Annotated in this window: 4 protein-coding genes; 1 reads left to right on the forward strand and 3 read right to left on the reverse strand. The window is 64.3% G+C overall.

What is annotated here, in order from left to right:
• Positions 1-139: 139 nt before the first annotated feature.
• The 3 genes from DXD16_RS08135 to DXD16_RS08145 all read right to left on the reverse strand — a co-directional run bounded on the left by DXD16_RS08135 (position 140) and on the right by DXD16_RS08145 (position 3,169).
• Positions 140-412 carry a metal-sensing transcriptional repressor gene (locus tag DXD16_RS08135; protein ID WP_055285698.1) on the reverse strand — a complete coding sequence of 91 codons (273 nt, stop codon included), beginning with the start codon at positions 410-412 and terminating at the stop codon, positions 140-142.
• A gap of 48 nt (positions 413-460) precedes the next feature.
• Positions 461-682 carry a heavy-metal-associated domain-containing protein gene (locus DXD16_RS08140; protein ID WP_006235338.1) on the reverse strand — a complete coding sequence of 74 codons (222 nt, stop codon included), beginning with the start codon at positions 680-682 and terminating at the stop codon, positions 461-463.
• A gap of 147 nt (positions 683-829) precedes the next feature.
• Positions 830-3,169, reverse strand: a complete 2,340-nt coding sequence (locus DXD16_RS08145; protein WP_117655757.1) for a cation-translocating P-type ATPase — start codon at positions 3,167-3,169, stop codon at positions 830-832.
• Between the two features lie 560 nt (positions 3,170-3,729).
• On the opposite strand from DXD16_RS08145, the gene DXD16_RS08150 reads away from it, so the two are divergent.
• Positions 3,730-5,973: a DEAD/DEAH box helicase gene (locus DXD16_RS08150; RefSeq protein WP_117655758.1), complete on the forward strand. Its 2,244-nt coding sequence runs from the start codon at positions 3,730-3,732 to the stop codon at positions 5,971-5,973.
• The last annotated feature ends 424 nt before the right edge of the window (positions 5,974-6,397 follow it).

Raw genomic sequence — 6,397 nt, forward strand, 5'->3', positions numbered from 1 at the left:
GCCTTTCGTTCGATATGCTGCACGCCTTTATACCCGATTTAGAGCAAGGGGGACAGGTCAATCTGCACCAAGGTGGTGCAAACATACCTGTCCCCGATGCACCAAGAAGGTGCAAAGCAGTCCGTCCCCAATGCCCCAATTACTTGGAGAGCTTGTCGACGACGCGTTCGATCTCGGCGAGCTTGGCGGCCTTGAGGTCTTCGTCGCCCGATTCGATTGCCGAAGTCACGCAGCCCTCGATATGCGCCTTGAGCACGTCGGCGTTGATGCGCGCAATGAGCGCCTGCGTTGCCATGAGCTGCGTGGAAATATCGACGCAGTAGCGGTCCTCATCGACCATCCGCAAGATGCCGTCGATCTGGCCGCGTGCCGTCTTGAGCATGCGGGTCACCGATTTGTGGTCTGCCATCATGGCGGGTCCTCGTTTCTGGTCGATGGGGTCGAATGCTTCTGGTAGCTGCTACGCGGCGGTCACGGACAGGGCGTGGAACTTCTCGCCGGCGCCCTCGACGGCGGCAGCGAGCTGCTCGGCGGTCACGGTGTCGGCGCACTCAACCTGGACGGTCTGGGTCTCGTGATCGGCGTCGGCGTCGGTCACGCCGGCAACGTTGAGCAACGCCGTCTCGACGGTGGCGTCGCAGTGGCCGCACATGAGGCCGGAAGTCTTGATTGTGTATCGCATCGGTATTCCTCTCTGTTGTGTCGGCTTTCCCAGGCACCCGACCTTGGCCTTCAAGCCGTCGCTCGCGTACCAAAGTACGCGTCGCTCCTCTTTCAGGTCAATCTCGGGCACCTGGAAAACCCGTTCTAAATGGACTTAAGGGTGAACCTATTTTGCCACTTTAGGCTTAAAGGTTCGTAGGCGCAGCGCATTGCTTACGACGCACACGCTCGACAGGCTCATGGCCGCGGCGCCGAACATCGGCGAGAGCTGCCAACCGGTGAGGGGGAAGAACACGCCTGCCGCCAGCGGAATGCCGATGCCGTTGTAGAACAGCGCCCAGAACAGGTCCTGCTTGATGTTGCGGATCGTGGCGCGCGAAAGCTCGATGGCGCGCGCAACATCCATGAGGTCGCTGCGCATGAGTACCACGTCGGCGCCCTCCTTGGCGATGTCGGCGCCGGTGCCGATCGCAAGGCCCACGTCGGCGCGCGCCAGGGCGGGGGAGTCGTTGATGCCGTCGCCCACCATGGCGACCTTGCCGCCCGCATCCTGCAGTTCGCGCACGTGGCGTTCCTTGTCGGCGGGGAGGACGTCGGCGATGACCTGTTCGCTGGTGAGTCCCACGCGGCGGGCGATAGCCTCGGCCGTCACGCGGTTGTCGCCGGTGAGCATGCGCACGTCGACGCCGAGCTTGCGGAGCGCGGCGATGGCCCCGGCGCTCGTCTCTTTGACCTCGTCAGCCACGGCGATGGTGCCGACAAGCTCGCCGTTCTTGGCAAAGAACAGCGGTGTTTTGCCCTCGGCGGCAAATTGCTCGGTAAGACCCGCGGGCACGGTAACGCCCAACTCGTTCATCAGGCGTACGTTGCCGGCGGCGATGACATTCTGCCCCTCGCGCGCCGTTACACCACGACCGGGCACGGCGGCAAAGTCCTCGACCATGCGCGCGACAATTCCGCGTGCCTCGCACTCGGCCATAATCGCCTCGGCCAGCGGGTGCTCGCTCGAGCGCTCCAACGCGGCGGCCAGCTTGAGCAGCGACTTTTCGCTCATGGCGGGCGAGCCGTCGGCGCGCACGGCAACCACAATGTCGGTCACGGCCGGCTTGCCGCGGGTGACGGTGCCGGTCTTATCGAGCACCACGGTGCCCACGTTGCGCAGATTCTCCAGCGCCTCGGCGCTCTTAAACAGAATGCCCATCTCGGCGCCCTTGCCGGTGCCCACCATAATGGCGACGGGCGTGGCCAGGCCGAGTGCGCACGGGCAGCTGATCACCAACACGGCCACGGCGGAGGTGAGCGCCTCGTTTATGCTGCCGGTCAGCGCCATCCATACCGCAAAGGTCACGGCCGAGATCACGAACACCACGGGCACAAACACGCCGGCGACCTTGTCGGCCAGGCGGGCGATGGGCGCCTTGGTGGCGTTGGCGTCCTCGACGAGCTGGATGATTTTGGCAAGCGACGTGTCGGCGCCCACGCGTGTGGCACGGAAGGTAAACGAACCGGTGCGGTTGACGGTGGCGGCGTTGACGGTGTCGCCGGCGGTCTTTTCCACGGGGATGGACTCGCCGGTGAGCGCACTCTCGTCCACGGCCGACGCGCCCTCGAGTACCACGCCGTCGACGGGGATAGACTCGCCGGGGCGCACGCGCAGGACCTGGCCGGGAAGGATACTGTCGACGTCCACCGTGGTCTCGGTGCTGTCATCGGCAACGACGGTCGCGGTCTTGGGCGCCAAGTCGATGAGCGCCTCGATGGCGCCGCCGGTCTTGGACTTGCTGCGCGTCTCGAGGTATTTGCCCACGGTGACGAGCGACAGAATCGTGCCCGCGCTCTCAAAATAGAGGTTGTCCATGCCCGTCATCATGGCCTCGTGCACCTGACCTGCGGCTAGCTGGTCGGCCATGATGAACATGGCGTAGAGCGACCAGGCAATGGAAGCGGTGGCGCCGACGGCGATGAGGGCGTCCATGGTGGGCGCGCCGTGCACGAGCGACTTGAAGCCGTTGATAAAGTACGCGTCGTTGACGTGGACGATGGGGATGAGCAAGACGAGCTCGGTGAGGGCGAGCGTCATGCTGTGGGTGTGGTCGGTGAAGACGCCGGGCAGTGGCCAACCGAGCATGTGCCCCATGCCTATGTAGAACAGCGGGATGAGGAAGACGATTGAGACGATGAGGCGGGTGCGCATGGCAGAGGCGGCGGCCTCCAACTTTTTGGTCGGCGACTCCATATGGGCGGCGCCGGACCTGGCTTGCGTACTGCCGCTTTGGGCGGCGTCGGTGCCCGTGCTGACGGGTGAGGCCGAGTAGCCAGCGCGGTCGACGGCGGTGCAGATATCGTCGGGGGAGACCTGCGCAGGGTCGTAGTCCACCAGCATAGAGCCGGCGAGCAGATTGACCGCGACGCTCTCGACGCCGTCGAGCTTGCTCACGGCGCGGTCTACGTGCGCCTGGCAGGCGGCGCACGTCATGCCACCCACATCGAATTTATCTTGAGCCATGGCTTCTCCTTTCTGTAGTTTAGTGTTGGAATTGTTAACCAACCGATACTATACACCCATACCCCCTGGGGGTGTCTAGTAATAGTTGGAATGTATGACTTTTCATTACAGATGAGGGCGGCTGCTCAATCGTTGGCAGTCCCTGCCAAACATCTCAATCTGTAACATCTAGCAGGGAAAATGACCTCTAATTGTTATAGATCGAGATTTTGTTTTGCGAGGTTTGAGTTTGTCTCGATCTATAACAGCTGGACCGGTTTTTGCTGAGTATCTGTTACAGATTGAGACAATTGGCCCAGGTCCGCTGCGTCCGCCTCGTCATCTGTGGTTTACGTGGGGGCATGCGATGCACGGGTATACTAACCAGCGGCGAATCTGCTCCATCGCTTAGAGCTGCTGCGTCTGGACGGCGCGTGATAGGGCTGCCAAAGCGATCGCCAGCGTGCTGAGCAACGTCCTCTCTGTGCGCACCCGTTTTTGTATGTATTAGCGCACTACCAAGCACGCCCGCGCGGCCGCATGCCGTGCCCATTGCGCGTGCAGATAAGGAACAACAACATATGCGTAATTCTGTATCCGACGTCACCGACGCCGAGATCCTGGACGAGACCCGCGAGGCCATGACCCAGGCTGCCTTCGATGCCGCCGATGAGGCCAATGCTGCCCAGGCCGTCGAGTCCGCTACCGAGAACCTGCCCGCCTTTGACGAGCTGGGACTTTCGGACGAGATACTTCGTGCTATCGAGAACCTGGGCTACACGGCGCCGACGCCCGTGCAGGCCGGCTCGATCCCCGTGGTGCTCGAAGGCCGCGACCTGCTTGCCGCCGCTCAGACCGGCACCGGCAAGACGGCTGCCTTTTTGCTGCCGACCATGAACAACCTGGAGCACATCGCTCCGCCCAAGCCTGTGCGCGAGCGCAGCGGCCGCAACCGCCGTCGCGGTGCTAAAAAGCCCGAGGGCAACGGCCGCGGTCCCGTGATGCTCGTCATCACCCCCACGCGCGAGCTCGCACAGCAGATTGACGAGGTCGCGAGCAAGATCGCCGACGTTACGGGCCATGTTGCCGTGACCGTCGTGGGCGGCGTGAGCTACAAGCCCCAGACCGCGGCCCTCAAGTACGGCTGCGACATCCTGGTCGCCACGCCGGGCCGTCTGGTCGATCTGATTGAGCAGGGCGCTTGCCACCTGGACGAGGTCAAGGTGCTGGTGCTCGACGAGGCCGACCGCATGCTCGACATGGGCTTTTTGCCCGCCGTCCGTCGCATTGTGCGCGAGACGCCTGCCGAGCGCCAGACGCTGCTGTTCTCGGCGACGCTCGACGAGGAGGCCGTGGGCGAGATCACCGACCTGGTGAGCGACCCGGCACGCGTGGAGATTGCGCCTGCCACGTCGACCGCCGACACCGTCGACCAGTTTGTGTTCCCGGTGTCCATCGAGGCCAAGAATAACCTGTTGCCCGAGTTCCTCAAGAAGGAGGGCCCGGAGCGCACTATCGTCTTTATGCGCACCAAGCACCGTGCCGACAGCTGCTGCCGTCGCCTGGAGCGCAAGGGCATCAAGGCCGCCGCGATTCACGGCAACCGCAGCCAGGCCCAGCGCGAGCGTGCCCTTTCGGCCTTCCGCGACGGTACCGTCGACGTGTTGGTGGCAACCGACGTGCTCGCCCGCGGCATCGACATTAGCGACGTGCGCTACGTCGTGAACTTTGACGTGCCGGCCGAGCCGACCGACTATATCCACCGCATCGGCCGTACGGGCCGCGCCGGCGAGCTGGGCTGGGCCATTACGTTCGTGACCGAGCAGGATGTCGATGAGTTCTACGAGATCGAGAAGCTCATGGACAAGACCGCCGACATCTACGAGGCCGGCGACCTGCACGTGGGCCCCAATCCGCCCGCGGTTGATCCCGAGCGCGACCCTGCGGCCTTTAAGGTGAAGAAGAAGACCAAGCGAGGCAAGTCCAAGAGCAAGAAGAAGCTTGAGCAGGCGCGTCGCGACGGCAAGCGCAACGGCGACGATTACGGTGATGTGGCCGGTCGTTCCAACCGCGGTCGTGACGAGCGTCGCGGCGACGGCGAGCGTCCGAGCCGTCCTAAGCGCGGCGGCAAGACCCGCGTGCGCGAGGGCGTTCAGGCTCGCGTGGACGAGGCTGTGGAGAGCGTGGCTCGCGAGGTGGCTGCCGAGGAGCGCGCTGGTGCTGTTGAGCAGGGCCCGCGCGGCAACCGTGCCGAGCGCCGTGCCAAGCAGTTCCAGGGCGAGGCACACCGCCGTCGTCGTGAGGACGAGGACCGTGGAGGTCGTCGCCGTGTTGAGCGCGAGGACGAGGGCCGCGGTTCGCGTGGCGGCAAACGCGGTGCGGGCGACCGTCGTCGTTCCGGTCGCGATGGCGAGCGCGGCGGGCGCAATGAGCGCCGTGGCGGCGAAGGCCGTGGTGAGCGTAGCACCCGCGGCGGCGAGTCCCGTGGCGGCAAGCGCTTTGAAGAGCGCGGTAGCCGCGGCGGCGAGCGTCGCGAGGGTGCTCGCGGCAATGGCGGCCGCGGCGGCGCTGGTCGTTCTAACGAGTCGCGCGATCGTCGTGACCCGCGTGCCAGCCGCGATCGTCGCGATGACTGGCGCAACTACGACGATACCCGCGAGGAGCGTCGTGGCGGCTATCGTGGCGGGCGTGGCGGCAACCAGACCGGCTCCCGTGGCGGCCGTGCCGGCGGTCGCGATAACCGTGGCAGCTATGGCAACAGCCGTGGTGGCAAGCGCGGCGGCAGCTCCCGTCGCCCCGGTGACGGCGGCGGCAAGCGCAAGTAAGATGCGCATCGCGCGCTAGCGTGAGACAAGCTAAGGGCCCGAGCAAACAACGCTCGGGCCCTTTTGTTTGCCGTGTCCATCGCTAATTCAAACGTGATTTTCTCGGGAATGCATCTGGGGGATGCTGAGGACCTATTTTCCGCCATGCAGCAATGGGTCCTATGGGGTGCGCCGTGCATTTTTTGGAGTATTCTGCAGTTCGAGTTGTCTGCATATGATTCGACGTCGCCAACGGTGGCCTTCGGATATCCCTAGCGAGCGTTCCGAGTCAGATTTCGCCGTTTTCCGGAGCAGGGGCGCGTCATTCTCGCCATGTCGGGACTTAGAACGATACGGCGCCCTACAGTTTTGCCCACCCGCGGCGGTGCTGGCGCGGTCACGTTGGTGGCGCGCGCAGACGTGGTGTAAGAGCGTCCCGAGGTCC

It is taken from the genome of Collinsella sp. TF11-5AC (assembly GCF_003436775.1).
Lineage (GTDB): Bacteria > Actinomycetota > Coriobacteriia > Coriobacteriales > Coriobacteriaceae > Collinsella.